Origin of the sequence: Parasphingorhabdus sp., from assembly GCF_039977335.1 — a bacterium.
Classification (GTDB): domain Bacteria; phylum Pseudomonadota; class Alphaproteobacteria; order Sphingomonadales; family Sphingomonadaceae; genus Parasphingorhabdus.
This window is the reverse complement of record NZ_JBDWDI010000004.1, coordinates 1969280-1985136: the sequence shown is the minus strand read 5'-3', so window position 1 is coordinate 1985136 and position 15857 is coordinate 1969280. Positions and strand designations below refer to the sequence as shown.

Genomic DNA, 15857 nt, shown 5'->3' with positions numbered 1-15857 from the left:
TACTGGATCATAAGACCAGTTGGCGATCGTGGAAGGAGACTGCATCCAGTCCAGACGCTTGGCTTGTTCGGACCAGAATGCGTCAGGTGAAGAGATGCTCTCCCCATAAAGACAATCGTAATCAGCAGAAGAACAATGGGTGTTGCCAGTCGCCTTGCTATCGGGCTGAATCATGTCGCTCATCAAATGCTCTCCTGCGGAATATTTTATCAATCACTAGCAAGGGCTCTGCAGCGCTTGAAAGCTATTTTGAACTATATGATCTGATGGTAGCGATTTCACAACTAATCATGCTAGCAAAGACCATCAACCAGACACGCTATTGAGGAATCGCTATGGCAACCGCAGCACAAGCATCCCGAATGGGCCGCGCCTTTGAGGTTCACAAACTCACCCCGGCCATCGGCGCTGAACTTTCTGATATAAATTTATCCGAACGCCTTTCTGACGGTATTATTGCGGATATCCGACAAGCTCTACTCGACCATAAAGTCATTTTCTTTCGCGACCAAAATCTTGATCGGGAGCAGCTACTGAACTTTGCCAAAAGATTCGGGACACTGGAAATCCATCCTGCCACACCGAAAGAGCAACCCCATCCAGAAATATTGCGTATCGCGCATGGCGAAAAGAGCAGGGGTCAGGAAAATATGTGGCATAGCGATGTCACATGGCGCGCCGAACCTTCGCTGGGATCCGTGCTGAGTGCTCTCGAAATTCCGCACGTTGGCGGGGATACATTATTCGCCAATATGAACCTGGCTTATGAAAAACTACCGCAAGACATCCGCGAACAGATTACCGGCCTCACGGCGATACATGATATTGCCAGAGTATTTGCCAAGCGTTTGAACAAAAAACCCGAAGAGCTGCATGATCAATATCCACCGCAGGAACATCCCGTCGTGCGCACACATCCTGAAACCGGATTGCGCAGCCTTTACGTAAACAGCGCCTTCACTAGCCATATTACCGGAATGGATGGGGGCGAGAGCAAGGCTCTGCTCAAAAAACTCTATGCCACCGCAGCCAATCCGGAAATTCAATGCCGCTTCAAATGGACCAAAGGGGCAATCGCTTTTTGGGACAATCGGGCTTCGCAACATTTTGCTGCATCCGATTATTTCCCGGCCCGCCGCGTCATGGAACGCGCCACAATCGCCGGCGACAGACCTTATTTTTCGGCCGATAGCTAAAGAGCAAACCGGTCAATCGTAGAACGTCTGAGCCATGACGCTACGGAATCGGTCTGTAAAAATGGCTAGTCAAGAAGCCCTTGCGCGATGACTATATGACCGATAGTTTTCTCTCTATAGGATGAGGGAAAATATGATGCGCAAAGCACTTTTACTCGCGGCCTGCTCAACAGCATTGGCCGTTTCAGGATGTAGCAAAGACGGTGGATCAAATGGCTCTGATGCCAATGTCACCAACACCGAATATCCCGAGCAGGTTTTCTGGGGCGACACCCATCTCCACACCGATAACAGCATTGATGCGTTCGGTTTTGGTACGCGGCTCGACGCCGAAGCTGCCCTGCGCTTTGCCAAAGGCGAAGAAGTAACGGCCTCAAAAGGCTCAAAAGCGAAGCTTTCCCGGCCGCTCGATTTTCTGGTGATCGCGGACCATAGCGACGCGGTTGGCGCGACCAAGGCGCTTTATGAAGCGCCACGCATTGCACTTTTGGGCAATGATTTTTTGCTCCGCTGGTATGATATGATGCACGAAAGCGACGAAGGTTCGCTGGCGGTCACGGCTGAGCTCATCGACGGCGCGGCTGCCGGGACTTTGCCCGATGATCTTTTCGACCCGGAAGAATCGGCTGATCGGATCAAATCGCTGTGGACAGAACATGGTGAGACGCTGGATGAGTATAACGAGCCCGGCAAGTTTACCGCCTTCCACGGTTTTGAATATACACCGATGCCGGGCGGGGACAATCTGCACCGCGTTGTGATGTTCCGCGACGGTGGGGACAAAACGAGCACCATGCTGCCCTTTGCAAGCTTTGACGCCGGCGATCCGGAACAACTTTGGGCCTATATGGCGGCCTATGAAAAAAGCACGGGCGGAAAAGTTCTCGCCATCCCGCATAACAGCAACGTGTCCAATGGCCGCATGTTTGCAATGAACAAGCTGGACGGCAGTCCAATCGATGCGGCCTATATTAAAACGCGCGCTCTGCGCGAACCTATTGTCGAGGTCACCCAGATTAAAGGCGACAGCGAAAGCCATCCTTTCCTTTCTCCCAATGATGAATTTGCCAATTATGGCGATGCCGGCTGGGACAAATGCAATCTGAGTTGCGGTAAGGAAATGCCTCCGGAAAGCTATGGGGGCAGCTATGCCCGTGAAGCTTTGAAGCGCGGTCTGGAATTCACACAGAAAATGGGCGCTAATCCGTTCAAATTTGGCATGATCGGTTCAACCGACAGCCATACGTCACTGGCCACTGCGGACGAGAATAATTTTTACGGCAAGCATAGCGGCAACGAAATCAACAACAAAGACCGGGCAATGGCGCCGCAAAATCTGGGCACGCGCAGAGGCCGGTTTGGCTGGCACTATCTATCCAGTGGCTATGCCGCAGTCTGGGCAACCAGCAACACGCGTGAGGCGATTTTTGACGCGATGATGCGCCGCGAAGTGTATGCAACAACTGGCCCGCGTATGCAGGTCCGTTTCTTTGGCGGGTTTGATTTTGCGGAAGGTGATACCGATAATCTCGTCAAAGCTGGCTATGCCAAAGGCGTTCCCATGGGCGGCGATCTCACGGGCGTTGACGGGAAAGCACCGAGCTTCCTGGTCTCCGCGCTGATGGATCCCGAGAGCGCCAATCTCGACCGTGTTCAAGTGGTCAAAGGTTGGATTGATGCCAGCGGGAAATCTCAAGAGAAAATCTACAATATCAGCTGGAGCAGTCCGGATAGCCGTAAGGTGGGCGCTGACGGAAAACTGGCTGCTGTGGGCAATACAGTTGATCTTACCAAAGCCACATGGGAAAATAGCATCGGCGCACCAGAACTGATCACATGGTGGCAGGACCCAGATTTCGACGCGTCGCAAAATGCCTTTTATTATGTCCGTGTGCTCGAAATTCCGACGCCGACATGGCCGGTTTATGATGCGTTGAAATTCGGTCTGACGCTGCCGGAAGATGTTATCAAAATCCAGCAGGAGCGGGCTTATTCGTCGCCGATCTGGTACACGCCAGCCGCTGCAAAAAGCTGACCCAATGGCTATTCGATCTGTGCGGCTAGTCAGGAATATCGTGCAGAGATGAAACTGCTGAAAGAACCTTTGGTCCATTTTCTAGGCGGCGCACTATTGGTATTCGCTTTTTTCTGGGCAACCGGCACCAATCGTGATCCGGCTGACTATGAGATCACCGTCGGTGAAACCGATATTGAGCGGCTAAAGGCTGGCTGGGTGCAAAATTTCCGCCGCGCGCCTACGCAAGACGAGCTGGACAGCCTGATCGATCAAGAGGTCAAAGAGGAAATCTATTATCGCGAGGCTTTGCGTCTCGGGCTAGACCGCAATGACCCGCTGATCCGCCGCCGGCTGTTCACCAAGATGCGCTTTCTGGACAATCAGGAAGGATCAGAAGACAATCCCTCCGATGCCATATTGCAGAAATGGCTGGATGATCATCCTGATAAATATGTCCTGTCGTCACTTTATGATTTGGAGCAAATTTATCTCGGACAGAATGCTGACCAGTCCATTGCGGCAACATTGGACGACTTGAATCAAGGAACGATGGAGCCGAATGCTATCGGGCAGCCGATTTCGCTCCCTGCCAAATTGGGTCAAACCGGTACCTTTGAAATTACACGCCAGTTCGGGGAAAAATTTGCCGGGAGCCTGAAAGCGATCACCGTTGGTCAGTGGCAAGGCCCGGTACAATCCGGCTTTGGGCAGCATCTCGTTAAAATCACCGCCAAAACGCCCGGCAAATCACCGGCGCTTGACGACGTGCGACAAGCCGTAACCAACGATTGGAGCGCGGCACAGACGGCTAGTTTGGAAGAAGCTGCGTTCGACAGATATCGCAAGCAATATGACGTTATAGTCTCTGGCCGGGAATGAAGGCCTGCCTTCTCGCCATCGCTTGTTTCATCGGCTTGTTCTGGGCGACGGACGCCCATGCCGATGAACTGCGTCCTGCCTATATTGAACTGAACCAGATATCCCCCAGCGAGTGGACGGTATTATGGAAAGCCTCGGCCCGCTCCCGATTGGGCCGTTCGGGTGAGGTTATTATCCCAGAATCCTGCCAGCCTGTCGGCGAGGCTGAACGGCGCTTTGCTGCAACCAATATATTGACCAATCAAACACTCAAATGCACCGGCTCGATCGCCGGTCAATCGATCGGCCTTAAAGGACTGGAACTCGCCACAACCGATGCGCTGGTCCGGATTGCACCGCTTGATGAAGAAACACAAACGCTGCGCCTGACACCCGATGCGCCCGTCGCCAAGATTGCGCGGGAGGAGGCGATCGCAAATGTTGCATGGACTTATACGATCATCGGTATCGAGCATATCGTGTTTGGCTTTGACCATCTCCTGTTCGTGCTGGCGCTTGTTCTTCTGTTGAAAGGCGGCTGGCTCGTTGCCAAGACGGTAACCGCTTTCACCATCGCGCATAGCATCACCCTGATCGGTTCCACCCTCGGCTATCTGTCCCTGCCATCGCAGCCGGTGGAGGCGATCATCGCGCTTTCCATCATTTTCCTCGCGGTCGAAATCGTAAAGGCACAACGCGATAACGGTCGAACCGGCCCGAGACTCTCGGAGCGCTTTCCGTGGATTGTCGCCTTCCTGTTCGGCCTGCTCCACGGTTTTGGTTTTGCCGGTGCTTTGGCCGAAATCGGATTACCGCAAGATGATGTTCCGATGGCACTTTTGACCTTCAACCTCGGCGTCGAGATCGGGCAACTTTTCATCGTTGCGATTGTCTTTGCCCTGCTGGCCCTCATCCGAAACTATCGGCAAACATGGCTACAACCGGTCAAGACGGCAACATCCTACGCGATTGGTATCATCGCAACTTATTGGTTTATTGAGCGGATGGTGGCCTGAACGGCGATTATTTCAACCGGTCGCTCAATTGCGCAACACGCAGCTCCAGCGTTTTCAACTCGGTCAGCACTGACAGTAAATTCATCCTTTGAAAAATCCAATTCTTGGAAAAACCAACCATCATGAAAAGAAGCACGACACCGGTTGCCCATAATATGATCTCTCTTGTTTCAACCGCATTTATCGCACGCCAACCGGCATAGAAGGCACCCATAGCGACGAAGAACGTGATTATAGTGATTAGATAGGACCAGAACCGCATCGGCCCCTGCAAAGTTGCGCCCAGCTGCTCGAAAAGACCGCGGCCATTTTCCAGATCTTGGAGAAACGCCTTATCCTCTGCGCTTAACGTTGCGCCCAATTCATCATCAAATTTTGTCATCATTATTCTCCTTCAATGGGTTCGTCATTCAACGCTGCCTTTAACTGTTGGCGCGCATGAAACAGGCGGGATTTTGCTGTGCCAATTGCCGTACCCGTCACCTCGGCAATTTCCTTGATCGTCAGGCCTTCACCAAAATAGAGCAGAGCCGCTGTTCGGTGGTCATCGCTTAAGCGATCAAAGGCTTGATCAATTGTAACCTTGTCTTCGCCGCGCGGCGCTACGGATGTTTCCATAGTTTCCGCAGCGACAATATGAAGGCTTCGGTTCTTCTGGTTTTTGCCTATCTGATCCGCGCATTTCCGATGCAATATCGTATAAGCCCATGCCGGAAACCGAGAAGGATCACGTAAGCCCCGCCAGCCTTTGCAAATGCCGCTCCATGCTTCCTGCACTGCGGCACGCGCCTGTTCTTCATCGCGCAAAAGCCGACAGGCGGTTCGCATCAAACGCGGATACCATCGCGCTGCCAATCGTTCGCCCGCACGCCGGTCTCCGGCCTGAATCCGGGTCAGCAACAGTTCGTCATAAATCCGGTCGGTATCACTATAACGCATAGACATCCTGATGGCCTTTACTCCTATAGTCGGAGCAAAGCGCCAAAAGGTTCAACTATGCGAAAGTTTTTGCGCTATTGCGCCGTGTAGCCACCATCGACGACAAATTCCGAGCCGGTCACATAGCTGGATTCATCTGATGCTAGAAACAGCACACAATTTGCAATGTCGCTCGGTTCACCCAGCCTACCCGCCGGTATCGCAGCCTCTATCGCTTGGTAATTATCGGAATTTGTTTCTGCGCCAGCGCTTTGCATATTGGTCCGGATGATGCCCGGGTGCACCGTATTGACCCGAATGTTTTCGGCCGCGACTTCAAGCGCGACCGATTTGCTGAACAATTTCACCGCTCCTTTAGATGCCGCATAACTTGCGCTGCCGCGGAAACCGACAAGCCCGGCAACGGAGGACAGGTTGATTATCGAACCGCCTCCGAATTGACGCATCGCTAAGACGGCAGCCTGCGTTCCCATAAAGCTGCCTTCAACATTGACGTCAAACTGACGACGGAGTGCTGGTACGGCATTGTCACTGTGAATGGCTGCAACATCCAGGATACCGGCATTGTTGACCAGTACATCCAGTCGTCCGTGCTCAGCAAGTATCGCGGCAACTGCGTCATCCCAATCATGTTGAGACGTGACATCTTGTTTTACTGCAGAGGCATTGCCGCCTTTTTTACGGATCAAAGCCGCGGTTTCTTCCACCCCTGCAAGATCAATATCGCTAAGCACAACAATCGCGTTTTCTTCAGCCAAACGCTCAGCAATGGCGGCGCCAATGCCCGGACGAGACGCGCCGCCTGTGACCAGCGCAACCTTGCCTTCCAAGCGTTTCGTCATCTGCCTTATCCTGCGGGCGGTCTGTGCGCGCCGTCTGACCAGTCCTGCCGCGCGGCCCATTGTTCGAGGCTTTCAAACTCCACCTCGGGCAGGCGTTGCTGCACGAAATCGGTATTGACCCAGAATGGCTTGGTCTCTGCCTTATTATTATATTCGTAGAACGCAGCAATTCCAGCGGACATGGTTTCGCGGTTTTCTTCTGGCACATCGTCACCAAAAGCACCCACTAAAAGATCGCCAAATTCAGTCGGCGTGCAAGGATCATATTTAATCTCGCGGCCAAAGACTTTTGACAATATCTCGGCAACCTGCGGCGGTTTAATACGCTGCGGTCCGCCGATATTTAGCCAAGATCCTTCAAAGTCAGGGCGGTCCATTGCCGCAACCATGCATTTACCGACATCATCCAGGCTGATCCAGTTGGCTTCCAGGTGCGCCTCATGCGGATAGACATAGCGGCTTTCATCGACAATGAATGGCCGTGCCCAGTTGGTGAGCAGATTGTCCATAAACAGCACCGAACCAAAAACAGTGGCTGGCACGCCAGAGCGAAAAATCGAGTTCACCGCCACCGTATTATTGCCATAGGTGAACGGATCACCCGGGCGTTCAGGAATCCAGCTGGATGTGTTCCAGATAAAGCGCTTGCTGCCCGCTTTCTGTACAGCGGCAGCGACCCGGCCAGTCAACGTGGCACGGTCCTCACGCGCTTGGAGGGGGTGCGTATAAAAGACGGCGTCAGACCCTTCAAAGGCCGGGACCCAGGTTTCTTCATCATACAGATCGAAAATACGCGCTTCATCAGCAACGTTGCTGCCGCCCAAATCAGGTGTTTCGCTGCGGGATAGCGCCCGTACCTTATGGCCCGTTGCTCCCAACTGCCTGATTTGCGCCAATCCCTGGCGCCCGGTTGCGCCGACCACTGATACCAATGCCATTTCGAATCCTCCTTTATATTTGGCAAGGAGGCTAATCGCACAGGGACCTCTGCCCAATGCTCCATTTTGTCAGGCCATTAGTGTTAGGAGGCTTGCTCGTTCAACATTGCTTGCCAGCGCTGCATGCCGGTGATCCAGCGTTCCGGATCGCTACCCTTTTGCTTGATATAATCAGCCACTTGCGGGTGCGGCATGATCAGGAAGCGTTCTTCTTCAATGGCATCGAGGGTAATCTGCGCCACCGCTTCGGCGGTCAGCATGCCGTCTTTCGCCACTGTCGATGTGTCAATATCAGCCGTCATTGCCGTCGCCACGCCTTGCGGACAAAGCACCGAAACTTTCAGCCCATCGTCGCCATGGGTGATCGCCAGCCACTCGGCAAAACTCACTGCTGCATGTTTGGTCACCGAATAGGGCGCAGAACCGATTTGCGCGAGGAGACCAGCCGCAGAGGCTGTGCTCAAAATATACCCGCCGCCGCGCGCCAGCATTTTGGGGACCAATATGCGCGCCGCGCGAATATGGGCGAGAACATTTATGTCCCATATTTTCTGCCAACCCTCGTCAACAACTTCGACGCCGCCTTCCATAATGATCCCAGCGTTGGAGACAAAAAGGTCGATAGGACCGATGTCCTTCTCCACCGTTTCGATCAGCGATGTAATATCCGCTTTCAAAGACACATCGGTTTGTATGGCCGTTCCGCCAACATCGTCAGCGACCGCCTGTGCTCCAGCCAGATCACGATCGGCACAGACGACATGCTTTGCGCCTTCCGCAGCAAAGCGCCGCGCCATGGCCGCGCCAATTCCGCTCGCAGCGCCGGTAATAACGATGATTTTGTCTTTAAGATTCATAGATCGGATGTCCTGTTCAAGCTGTTTTGCAAGACGTTAGGGGAAGGTTTCGGAAATAAACAGGCTGCAAATCAACTCGGGTCGACAATTTGCCAAGCGGTCGCGCTGTCATAGATGAAACGCTCTTTCATTATGCCGTCGGCCGACCAAAGCTGATGGGAAATTTCGTTAAGCCTGCGCGTAACACCTTGTTTGTCCGTCGCATCAAATGTCCATAGGATCATCACATTATCGCCATCCACCAGCACCGTTTGGGGCGGATGCGTTTTCATCTCCTGCAGGCGATCCATCACTTTTTTCTCATGCGCGATCAGGGTATCGCGACCACGACGTGGTAGCTCGCAATTTTCCTGCATCGTTGCATCTGCATGATAAAAATCTTTTATCGCCTTGGCATGATCGCCATGCACTACGGCGTGAATAAATTGCTCAACTCTTTTTCGGCTTGGCATTGCTTATCTCTTTCTATCGGTTTCCCTATTCATCCAACGCAGAAAGTATCTTCTTCAGGCTCGCGGCTAGTCGTTCAGCGTCCTCGGCATCGATATTTTTATCGAGCACGGCGTTTATCTCGCCAAATGGAACCTTAATATCGCTGAGCGCGGCCAATCCTTTTTGCGTTATGGCAACTTCCCACGCCCTGCCATCCGATGATGACCGTTTTCTGCTGATATAGCCTGCGGCCAGCAACCGGTTCGTCATTGTCATGACCGCACTTTCTCTTTGCGACAGTTTATCGGCCACAAAGCGCTGCGTGACCGGTCCATCTTTGGCGATAATTGACAAGGCAGCGGCTTGCGCCGTTGTCAGGCCAGCCGATTCTTTCAGCGCCTCATCCGCCCGTTTCTTCAGGCGATGGGCGACCCGTTGCAGCAAAAAATAGAGACGATGCTCTGACGCAGACATCCATTTCCTTTCGACGTTGACAATATTAATATCTTAATACTACACATATGTAGTTTATTCACAAGAGGAGATTGAAATGGGCGCGATAGATGTCTGGTCACAAATGACCACAGAGCGCATGGCAAAGGCCCCTTGGCTGGAAACCCTGCTGCGATGGACAAACCAGTCCGGTGATCCGTTAATCCCCACAACCGAATCGACCCTGCGAGCGATGGATAAGGCCAGCGTGGATATTTCCCTGCTATCAGCCTGGCATGGGCCGCAGGGCTCACTGATCAGCAACGAAGAAGTTAGTGACCAAATCGATAGCGCACCGGATCGATTTCGCGGGCTTGCGACTGTGGACCTGACCAACCCCATGCAAGCGGTCCGGGATATTCGCAAATGGGTCGACGGCACAAAATTTGTCGGTGTTCGTGTCGTTCCCTGGCTGTGGGATCTTCCGCCGAATGACCGCCGCTATTACCCCGTCTATGCCGCTTGCGTTGATCTGGGCGTCCCGTTTTGCACGCAAATCGGGCATACAGGGCCTTTATTACGCTCCGAAACCGGAAGGCCCATCCCCTATCTTGAGGATGTCTTGCTCGATTTTCCAGAACTGGTCGTCGTGGGCGGCCATGTCGGTTTTCCATGGATTAATGAGCTGATTTCCCTGACCATCAAATTTCCTAATTTCCATGTCGATACATCGGCTTACGCCGTTCATCGTCTTCCCGCCGACTTCATAAGATTCATGAAGGGCCTCGGGTCCAAGCGAGTAATGTTTGGTACAAACTGGCCGATGTTGTCTCCGCAGCAATGCCTGCAACATCTGGACCAGCTGGACCTTACACCAGAACAACAGGATGCTTTTCTGTTTGGCAATGCTCGCCGGGTTTTCAATCTCTAGCAAGCGATCGACTATGGCTTGCTAAAGATTTAAAGCCTTTCGTATCGCGTCCCAGGACAGGAATTTGAAATTCTGCGTGCCCTCGCCATTGTCACCATCTTGCGCGACAAATAGACCGCCGGGATAGTCGGGGCCAAAATCACCGAGTATCAGCTCGATGCCATCCGTATCGGATGTTGAGTCTATCTCACCATCTTCTACGACAAAGCGCGAGCGAAACTTCCCGCTTTCCAGATCGTAAACAGCAAAGCTGTTATCGCCCTGACTCGATGCCAGCAAGTAGCCCCCGGTGTCCCCCTCTTGAGCCAACGCGAGTCCTTCCACATCTGCGGTTAGCTCTCCCGCTTTTAGCACGGCGAATTGCGCCGGTTGAGGCTGCTCTTGATTGAGATCAAACGACCAGATTCCGACGTTTTCCTCACCGACATAGAGTATGCCGGTGCGATCATCGACCACACAGCCCTCCGGCTGGGTTTCCAATTGGAACATGCGGTTGACGTCAACAGACGGTGCATTCTCCGAAAGCCTGACTGACATGTCTATAATGGTGCCTTCTTTGGTTACAATGAAAGCCCGCACATCACCATCGCCCAACATACCAAGGCAGAACCCATAAGCCTCACCCGTGCCAACCGGAACATTGGCCAGCGGGTTCAACTTTATGTTCTCGCTATCCAACGTGTAGAGCGCGAGCCTAGGTTGCTTGCGATCACTGCGGTCGCTGGCACCGGCCAATATGACATTGCCAGAAGCGGTGGATACCGTTCTGATATCGATATTATTCACGGCCTCCGCTGCAAGAAACGACTTTTGCCGGCCCTGCAGATCATAAATATGGATGCCCGCTTTTTTATCCGTCCCGATGACCAGGCTCTGAGAAGGGTCGTCCGGGTTTCGCCATATTGCCGGATCATCGGCGGCATCATCGCCTACCGTGCCAACACTTTCGGTTTCGGCAACAGCAGGCACGGCAATGACGTCTGGACTTGGGGCAGTTTGTTCGCTGCAAGCACCAGCCAAAAAACAGCTTCCGACCAACAAGGCCTTTCCGAACCGCGCCATTAGAAGCTCACCTTCGCGCCAAATTTAAATGTTGAGCCATATTCTTCATATTGAAGTAGCCGCTTACGCGTATCGAAATTTTGATAGGCAAAATATTTGGCGTTATTGATGTTGATCCACTCCCCGAATAGCCGGATATTCTTGGTCACTTTAAATTTGATACTGGCATCCAACTGGAAGTGGTTGTCGACATAGCGATCTTCGCTGGCCTGCCCACCCAGCTCATCCAGATATCTATCACGGTAAGTCCCGGCGAGCCGGAAATTGACCGGCCCTTTTTCATAGCCCAGAACGGCATTAAATGTATGCTTGGAGCTGCTTGGCAGCGGGATGTCTCTGGTTGCTGTGCTGTTGGGTTCGGCAAAAACCGATCCTGTCGCATCGGTATAGGTATAGTTGAAATTGACCAGCAAGCCATCAAGCGGACCGGGCAAGAAGGAGAAGGCCTGAGCAAAACCAAATTCAAATCCGAACACTTCAGCGCTGGGCCCATTAACGGGGATCACAGCCTCTGTATAAGGAATGCCCTGAAAGACTAACGGGATCAGATCACCATTTGCATCCTCCCCCGCTTCGTTAAAGCTATCGACGATAAAATTCTTGATATCCTTGTAAAATATATTGGCCGTAATCGCACCGTTGGAACTGAAATAATATTCGGCCGACGCGTCAAAATTCCAGGCTTCGTAGGGCAGCAGATCGGGATTACCAAATTCCCCCTCCCGTTCATCATCATCATTCTGCTCTACCGCAAAACGAGGTGCCAAATCCTGCAGATTCGGCCGGACCACGCTGCGATATCCGGCAGCACGCAAAACCAGATTGCGCTGTGGTTCAAAACGGACGTTCAAGCTCGGTAGCCAGTCATCATAACTGCGGGTAAAATTATTGGGTGTCACGAAGACGGTATCATCGGTCAGCTCTACGCCATCCACAGTCGCGCCTTCTTCGCCTAAGGTCACGGTATTGGCCGAGATATCATTTTCAGTCCGTTCAAAACGAACGCCGCCAATAACCCTTAGCTTGTCGCTATCCCAACGGCCCAGCAAATAGCCCGCGTAGATATCTTCCTGATTAACATAATCAGACACAGCAGAGTCAAACTGACTGTCAATTTCCTGTAGTTCAAAATCTCCGAAATTGGCACGGAAATATTCCGTCGGGCCCCGGCGACTGGAAAATGGTCCAAGGTCAGCTAGACGATAAGTCTGCGCTCCCAGCACATCGTCGAGAAAATAATTTCCGCTATCATCTTCGTAAAACTCGACGTCCTTATCGAAACTCTTTTCGCGCCATCGGCCTTTAAAGCCGCCCTGCACAGTGAAATCACCACCGCCCATTGCGAAGACATGTGACACGTCGAGACGGGTAGCAAATTCTTCATCCTGCGAATCCGACAGAGTTGTGAGTTCGACATCATCCAGCGCATAGAGACTTGCATTATTGGCCAGAGCCGCTCCCGTGGGATAGCTGAAAAACGGTGTCCGATCGTCGCTATAGTCAAACAATATACTGACACCGTCACCATCAAAGTCATTCGAGAATGTGGTGGGATCAACAGAACCATCTTCACGCTCGCTCGATTTGGCCCAGCTGCCGGAATATTCAATTTTCCATGGTCCGGTTTCGGTCTTTCCGCCCAAGACCACAGAGCGGATTTTTTGACTTTCAAAGCGATCCTTATTGTCCCGCTCAATCTCTATTTCGCCATCGGCATCATCAAACAAAGCGCTATTGGCATCGCCGCTACTCGCCTCTTCGTCCAATTTGAAAGTCGTACGCCGTCGAAATTCCTGGTCATCAAATTGACTATAGATGCCGCGAACATATAGCTCGGTGCTATCGCTGGCGCGGAAATCTAGTGAAAGCGATGCGCTGATCCGCTCGCGTTCGACATCATAGTCGCGATATTGCACTTCCTCAGCATAGACCACACCATCACCATTGGTATCCCAACCCTCAGCCTCAATGTTATCCGTTTCGAACTCGCGACTATAATATGAAAAGCCGCCTGCTATGCCAATATCATCTGTTAGTCGCGTCGAGAAATCGACGCTTGCCTTCGGTGTCACCTCACCCGAATAATCATTATAACTGCCTTCAACCTTCGCCGTCAGCAGATCCTTTTTCCGATCAAAGGCGCTAACCGTATTAATCTCGATCGATGCCCCTATCGTGTCACCATCCATATCCGGTGTCAGTGACTTTTTGACTTCTATTGATTCGATTAAGTCGCTGGAAATAACGTCCAGCGCCACCGACCGAACATCATCCTCGGGCGAAGGAATGCGAACGCCGTTCAACGAGGAACTGTTCAAGCTGGGATCCAAACCGCGAACTGAAACAAACCGACCCTCACCCTGATCATTGAGCACATTAAGGCCGGGTAATCGGCGCAGCGATTCGGCAACATTCTGGTCAGGAAACTGCCCGATGGCATCGCGAGTCAAAACCGACGAAACCCCATCAGCTTCGCGTTTTCGGGACAAGGCACTGGCTTGATTTGCACTTTGGCCGATCACCAATATCTCGTTATTTCTGCCAGATTTCATTATGATGTCTGCCAGGGTCTGGCCGGTTTCTGTAACTGTAACACTGGTCTGTACCGTATCGGCACCAATATAGCGCGTTTCCATCGTGTAGGTCCCGGCCGGAACACCCACAAAACGATAACGACCATCACGACCGGTCGTAACAACTCGGTCAAGTTCGACGATCCGAACCTGCGCAGATTGCAGCCCGCGGGTTTCGCTAGGGTCGCTAACCGTGCCAACAACGGTGCCAGCCCAAACCGTGACTGGCATGGCCGCTGTGGCCAGCAACGCGGAATAGACAGCAAAGCGGCGAATATTTTTTTGTACGGACATTTTCTAGAACTCCCTCTATTTGAGGGTGCCCTAGGGATTGCATGTTCCAAAAATATGCTTTGTCCGTGACTCTGATATGACGGCGCTATTGCAGTTTTATGTTCTCACAAACGTCAGCTTGAGGCGAAGCTATATTCTCCGCCTTTTTCAAGACCTCTTTGATAGGCTGGACGAGATTGCAGCTCCTTAACAAATGCGGCCAGCTTCGGATGGGTCTCGGCTCTGCCCTGAGCAATCGCTACCTCTGCCGGAAAGCTGAGCATGAAGTCGGCGGCGCTAAGGCTATCACCAATAAAATGGCCAGATGGGCTGAGTTCGCCCTCCATAAAGTCGAAATGGCTCGTGAGTTGTTCGTTGATCCGCGGCATGAGCGGCGCACCCGCTTCTTCCAGCCGGCCGACATAGAGATTGAGTAAAATCGGTGTCATGGCCGACCCTTCCGCAAAATGTATCAGTTCAAGATGGCGAGTATAATCATCGGTCCCACGCTCTGGCACATATTGGCTACCACCGTGATGCGCGCAAATATGTTCGACAATAGCACCGGATTCGATGATCATACGGCCATCATCTTCGATCATCGGTGACTTGCCCAGATGATGTAACGCTGTGAGGCTTGGCGGCGCCTGATTGGTTACGGAATCGCGCTGATGATGCTGGATTTCATAGGGACTCCCGATTTCTTCAAGCAGCCATAATATCCGCTGAGATCGTGAATTATTGAGATGGTGGACGATCAATGTCATTTTTGCTCTCCGGATTTATGGGTTTAACATGTTTGAAACAGCAGCTACCTACCTGCATAATGCTAAAGCGATAATATCCTAGGACTTTATTCGAGATAGCATCCCCACAGGCGGCCAGAGAGTGTGATCGAGATGACAATAACAAAAACATATATCACAGCGGATGGGCTTCTATCTGACTCCTTTCGGCTGGGCATGCAGATCCTGAAAAGTGATTTCTCTCCGACCCATATTGTCGGCATTTGGCGAGGCGGCGCGCCGGTTGGTATTGCAGTGCAGGAAATTTTGGAATTTCACGGCGTCTCGACCGACCATATCGCGATCAGAACATCCTCTTATTCTGGTATTGATAAGCAGGAGCGCTCGGTACGCGTGTTTGCGCTTGGTTATCTGGTCGATACGCTCAATCCTGATGATAGCTTGCTGATTGTGGATGATGTGTTTGACAGTGGCCGGAGCATTGAAGCGTTCCTGAAAGAGCTGAGCGAGCGATGCCGCCACAACATGCCGAAGGATGTGCGCGTTGCGACCGTCTATAGCAAACCATCACGCAACAAGACCGCGCTGAAACCTGATTTCTTCATTCACGAAACCGAAGATTGGCTGATTTTCCCCCATGAACTGGACGGGCTGACCAAAGACGAAATTTGCGCCAATAAATCCGATGCTTCGATCATTTTTGATGAAGAAGACATCCCCAATCCCATCATCATAAAGAGTTAGA

17 protein-coding genes are annotated in these 15857 nt (G+C 52.1%); 6 read left to right on the top strand and 11 right to left on the bottom strand.

Annotated features, from left to right (window positions below; translation table 11 throughout):
• Window positions 1-183: acetyl-coenzyme A synthetase N-terminal domain-containing protein (locus ABJM21_RS16850; protein WP_348372820.1), on the bottom strand; the 183-nt coding region annotated here is incomplete at its 3' end.
• A gap of 152 nt (window positions 184-335) precedes the next feature.
• Between ABJM21_RS16850 and ABJM21_RS16845 the strand changes: the two genes are divergently transcribed.
• The 4 genes from ABJM21_RS16845 (at window position 336) to ABJM21_RS16830 (ending at window position 5087) form a co-directional block, all read left to right on the top strand.
• Window positions 336-1196, top strand: coding sequence for a TauD/TfdA family dioxygenase (locus ABJM21_RS16845; protein WP_348302075.1), 861 nt, complete (start codon window positions 336-338; stop codon window positions 1194-1196).
• 136 nt (window positions 1197-1332) lie between these two features.
• Window positions 1333-3231 (top strand): DUF3604 domain-containing protein, encoded by a 1899-nt coding sequence (locus ABJM21_RS16840; protein WP_348302074.1) that lies wholly within the window; start codon window positions 1333-1335, stop codon window positions 3229-3231.
• Window positions 3232-3279: 48 nt separating this feature from the next.
• A complete protein-coding gene (locus ABJM21_RS16835) occupies window positions 3280-4092 on the top strand; it encodes a peptidylprolyl isomerase (protein ID WP_348302073.1) in 813 nt (270 codons plus the stop codon).
• Complete coding sequence (locus tag ABJM21_RS16830; protein ID WP_348302072.1) at window positions 4089-5087, top strand: HupE/UreJ family protein; 999 nt, start codon at window positions 4089-4091, stop codon at window positions 5085-5087. The genes ABJM21_RS16835 and ABJM21_RS16830 overlap by 4 nt, the downstream gene beginning before the upstream one ends.
• Before the next feature lie 7 nt (window positions 5088-5094).
• Here ABJM21_RS16830 and ABJM21_RS16825 read toward each other — a convergent pair whose 3' ends face one another.
• From ABJM21_RS16825 to ABJM21_RS16795, 7 genes are all read right to left on the bottom strand, one after another.
• Complete coding sequence (locus ABJM21_RS16825; RefSeq protein ID WP_348302071.1) at window positions 5095-5469, bottom strand: DUF6768 family protein; 375 nt, start codon at window positions 5467-5469, stop codon at window positions 5095-5097.
• Between the two features lie 2 nt (window positions 5470-5471).
• The gene (locus ABJM21_RS16820) at window positions 5472-6032 is read right to left on the bottom strand and encodes an RNA polymerase sigma factor (protein WP_348302070.1); all 561 of its coding nucleotides are present in this window, start codon (window positions 6030-6032) and stop codon (window positions 5472-5474) included.
• Between the two features lie 68 nt (window positions 6033-6100).
• Window positions 6101-6868, bottom strand: coding sequence for an SDR family NAD(P)-dependent oxidoreductase (locus tag ABJM21_RS16815; RefSeq protein WP_348302069.1), 768 nt, complete (start codon window positions 6866-6868; stop codon window positions 6101-6103).
• A gap of 5 nt (window positions 6869-6873) precedes the next feature.
• On the bottom strand, window positions 6874-7806 hold the full coding sequence (locus tag ABJM21_RS16810) for an NmrA family NAD(P)-binding protein (RefSeq protein ID WP_348302068.1): 933 nt from the start codon (window positions 7804-7806) through the stop codon (window positions 6874-6876).
• 83 nt (window positions 7807-7889) lie between these two features.
• A complete protein-coding gene (locus ABJM21_RS16805; RefSeq protein WP_348302067.1) occupies window positions 7890-8663 on the bottom strand; it encodes an SDR family oxidoreductase in 774 nt (257 codons plus the stop codon).
• A 71-nt stretch (window positions 8664-8734) separates the two neighbouring features.
• Entirely contained in the window at window positions 8735-9115 is a 381-nt protein-coding gene (locus ABJM21_RS16800) for a nuclear transport factor 2 family protein (protein WP_348302066.1), read from the bottom strand.
• Between the two features lie 25 nt (window positions 9116-9140).
• Window positions 9141-9569: a MarR family transcriptional regulator gene (locus ABJM21_RS16795; RefSeq protein WP_348302065.1), complete on the bottom strand. Its 429-nt coding sequence runs from the start codon at window positions 9567-9569 to the stop codon at window positions 9141-9143.
• Window positions 9570-9645: 76 nt separating this feature from the next.
• Between ABJM21_RS16795 and ABJM21_RS16790 the strand changes: the two genes are divergently transcribed.
• Entirely contained in the window at window positions 9646-10458 is an 813-nt protein-coding gene (locus ABJM21_RS16790) for an amidohydrolase family protein (protein WP_348302064.1), read from the top strand.
• A 21-nt stretch (window positions 10459-10479) separates the two neighbouring features.
• On the opposite strand, the gene ABJM21_RS16785 is transcribed toward ABJM21_RS16790, so the two are convergent.
• The 3 genes from ABJM21_RS16785 to ABJM21_RS16775 all read right to left on the bottom strand — a co-directional run bounded on the left by ABJM21_RS16785 (window position 10480) and on the right by ABJM21_RS16775 (window position 15133).
• Window positions 10480-11520, bottom strand: coding sequence for a phytase (locus tag ABJM21_RS16785; RefSeq protein ID WP_348302063.1), 1041 nt, complete (start codon window positions 11518-11520; stop codon window positions 10480-10482).
• Window positions 11520-14387 (bottom strand): TonB-dependent receptor, encoded by a 2868-nt coding sequence (locus ABJM21_RS16780; RefSeq protein ID WP_348302062.1) that lies wholly within the window; start codon window positions 14385-14387, stop codon window positions 11520-11522. Before ABJM21_RS16780 ends, ABJM21_RS16785 begins: the two co-directional genes overlap by 1 nt.
• Window positions 14388-14500: 113 nt before the next feature.
• Window positions 14501-15133: a glutathione S-transferase gene (locus ABJM21_RS16775; RefSeq protein WP_348302061.1), complete on the bottom strand. Its 633-nt coding sequence runs from the start codon at window positions 15131-15133 to the stop codon at window positions 14501-14503.
• Window positions 15134-15265: 132 nt separating this feature from the next.
• Between ABJM21_RS16775 and ABJM21_RS16770 the strand changes: the two genes are divergently transcribed.
• Window positions 15266-15856, top strand: coding sequence for a phosphoribosyltransferase family protein (locus ABJM21_RS16770; RefSeq protein ID WP_348302060.1), 591 nt, complete (start codon window positions 15266-15268; stop codon window positions 15854-15856).
• Window position 15857 lies beyond the last annotated feature (1 nt).

What these genes read in the sequence shown, in the direction of transcription:
- ABJM21_RS16775 (WP_348302061.1), bottom strand. Translation starts at nt 15,133, where the DNA reads ATGACATTGATCGTCCACCATCTCAATAATTCACGATCTCAGCGGATA.
- ABJM21_RS16770 (WP_348302060.1), top strand. Translation starts at nt 15,266, where the DNA reads ATGACAATAACAAAAACATATATCACAGCGGATGGGCTTCTATCTGAC.
- ABJM21_RS16815 (WP_348302069.1), bottom strand. Translation starts at nt 6,868, where the DNA reads ATGACGAAACGCTTGGAAGGCAAGGTTGCGCTGGTCACAGGCGGCGCG.
- ABJM21_RS16780 (WP_348302062.1), bottom strand. Translation starts at nt 14,387, where the DNA reads ATGTCCGTACAAAAAAATATTCGCCGCTTTGCTGTCTATTCCGCGTTG.
- ABJM21_RS16800 (WP_348302066.1), bottom strand. Translation starts at nt 9,115, where the DNA reads ATGCCAAGCCGAAAAAGAGTTGAGCAATTTATTCACGCCGTAGTGCAT.
- ABJM21_RS16810 (WP_348302068.1), bottom strand. Translation starts at nt 7,806, where the DNA reads ATGGCATTGGTATCAGTGGTCGGCGCAACCGGGCGCCAGGGATTGGCG.
- ABJM21_RS16825 (WP_348302071.1), bottom strand. Translation starts at nt 5,469, where the DNA reads ATGACAAAATTTGATGATGAATTGGGCGCAACGTTAAGCGCAGAGGAT.
- ABJM21_RS16785 (WP_348302063.1), bottom strand. Translation starts at nt 11,520, where the DNA reads ATGGCGCGGTTCGGAAAGGCCTTGTTGGTCGGAAGCTGTTTTTTGGCT.
- ABJM21_RS16820 (WP_348302070.1), bottom strand. Translation starts at nt 6,032, where the DNA reads ATGTCTATGCGTTATAGTGATACCGACCGGATTTATGACGAACTGTTG.
- ABJM21_RS16835 (WP_348302073.1), top strand. Translation starts at nt 3,280, where the DNA reads ATGAAACTGCTGAAAGAACCTTTGGTCCATTTTCTAGGCGGCGCACTA.
- ABJM21_RS16840 (WP_348302074.1), top strand. Translation starts at nt 1,333, where the DNA reads ATGCGCAAAGCACTTTTACTCGCGGCCTGCTCAACAGCATTGGCCGTT.
- ABJM21_RS16790 (WP_348302064.1), top strand. Translation starts at nt 9,646, where the DNA reads ATGGGCGCGATAGATGTCTGGTCACAAATGACCACAGAGCGCATGGCA.
- ABJM21_RS16845 (WP_348302075.1), top strand. Translation starts at nt 336, where the DNA reads ATGGCAACCGCAGCACAAGCATCCCGAATGGGCCGCGCCTTTGAGGTT.
- ABJM21_RS16830 (WP_348302072.1), top strand. Translation starts at nt 4,089, where the DNA reads ATGAAGGCCTGCCTTCTCGCCATCGCTTGTTTCATCGGCTTGTTCTGG.
- ABJM21_RS16805 (WP_348302067.1), bottom strand. Translation starts at nt 8,663, where the DNA reads ATGAATCTTAAAGACAAAATCATCGTTATTACCGGCGCTGCGAGCGGA.
- ABJM21_RS16795 (WP_348302065.1), bottom strand. Translation starts at nt 9,569, where the DNA reads ATGTCTGCGTCAGAGCATCGTCTCTATTTTTTGCTGCAACGGGTCGCC.